Origin of the sequence: Spiroplasma sp. ChiS (genome assembly GCF_002968355.1) — a bacterium.
Taxonomy (GTDB): Bacteria; Bacillota_I; Bacilli_A; order Mycoplasmatales; family Mycoplasmataceae; genus Spiroplasma; species Spiroplasma citri.
On record NZ_PUUH01000267.1, the window covers coordinates 1 to 663 of the forward strand.

Below are 663 nucleotides of genomic sequence, written 5' to 3' on the forward strand. Positions count from 1 at the left end.
TTGATTGACAAAGATTAGGTTTTGAACAAAGAAATCCAAGTCAAAGTTTTAAAGCATGAAAAAATCGTAAGTTTTTAAAATATGATAAATATCCATTTCATATTAAAAAAGCATATATTATGCGATATAATGCTTTATCAATTTTATATCATACACCATTTTTAAGTTTATATGGTTTATTTTTTACTAGTTTACATTTTAATTGAATACCAACATTAGAACCAGTTAAAGAGTTTATGTTTGGTCAACATGATATAACTGATGGTGGTTTTTTTGGATATGCTGGGATTGTTATATCATATCCAATATTACATGGTACTGCTTGATTAACAACAAAAATACCTAAAATACCAGCAATTAAATTACCGATTGGTAAATTTTTAGAACAAGTTTATAAAATACCAAGTTATATTTTATATTTAATATTATTTGGTTGATTAATATTTCGTAAATATCTTAAAAAACATAATGTTAATATTTGTCATAATTGTAAACAAACAATAGAACAAGTTAAAAGTTGAAATCAATATTGTCTTAAAAAAAGATGAAATAAATAACATTTAAAAAAATAACCAATTAAGGTTATTTTTTATTTGTTTTTAAGATAATTAAATTCTTTTCACCATATTTATTGATTAAATATTCTCAGTCTCAGGTTGAATT

General features: G+C 21.7%; 1 protein-coding gene. It reads left to right on the forward strand.

Translation table 4 applies throughout. The features are described from left to right. The coding region (locus C6B38_RS10300) for a hypothetical protein (RefSeq protein WP_162475927.1) at positions 1 to 557 on the forward strand (557 nt) is incomplete at its 5' end. Between the last annotated feature and the right edge of the window lie 106 nt (positions 558 to 663).